The 712-nt window shown below is 65.0% G+C and carries 1 protein-coding gene; it reads left to right on the top strand.

What is annotated here, in order from left to right:
• Positions 1 to 712 (top strand): DEAD/DEAH box helicase (locus BIU89_RS13600; RefSeq protein ID WP_368073339.1); only part of this gene is annotated, 712 nt, incomplete at both ends.

Here is a 712-nt window from a genome sequence, read left to right as displayed (position 1 = left end):
CACTTCGACGTGCAGCTCATGGGTGGCGCGGCCCTGCACCTCGGCAACATCGCCGAGATGAAGACCGGTGAGGGCAAGACCCTCGTCGCGACGACCGCCGCGTACCTCAACGCGATCCCGTCGCGCGGCGTGCACGTCATCACGGTCAACGACTACCTGGCGTCGTACCAGTCTGAGATCATGGGCCGCGTCTTCCGCGCGCTCGGCATGACCACCGGCTGCATCATCGCGAACCAGAGCCCGGCCGAGCGCCGCGAGCAGTACGCCGCCGACATCACGTACGGCACGAACAACGAGTTCGGCTTCGACTACCTGCGCGACAACATGGCGTGGCAGGCCTCGGACATGGTGCAGCGCGGCCACTTCTTCGCCGTGGTGGACGAGGTCGACTCGATCCTCATCGACGAGGCCCGCACGCCGCTCATCATCTCCGGTCCGTCCTCGGGCGAGGCCAACCGCTGGTTCACCGAGTTCGCCTCGATCGCCAAGCGCCTCACCCCGGGCGAGGACTACGAGGTCGACGAGAAGAAGCGCACCGTCGGTGTCCTCGAGCCCGGCATCGAGAAGGTCGAGGACTACCTCGGCATCGAGAACCTGTACGAGTCGGCGAACACCCCGCTCATCTCGTTCCTGAACAACTCCATCAAGGCCGTCGCCCTGTTCAAGAAGGACAAGGACTACGTCGTGATGAACGGCGAGGTGCTCATCGTCG

Source organism: Curtobacterium sp. MCBA15_005, from assembly GCF_001864855.1.
Taxonomy (GTDB): Bacteria; Actinomycetota; Actinomycetes; order Actinomycetales; family Microbacteriaceae; genus Curtobacterium; species Curtobacterium flaccumfaciens.
The sequence above is the reverse complement of the archived record's forward strand: the minus strand, read 5'-3'. Positions and strand labels throughout refer to the sequence as shown.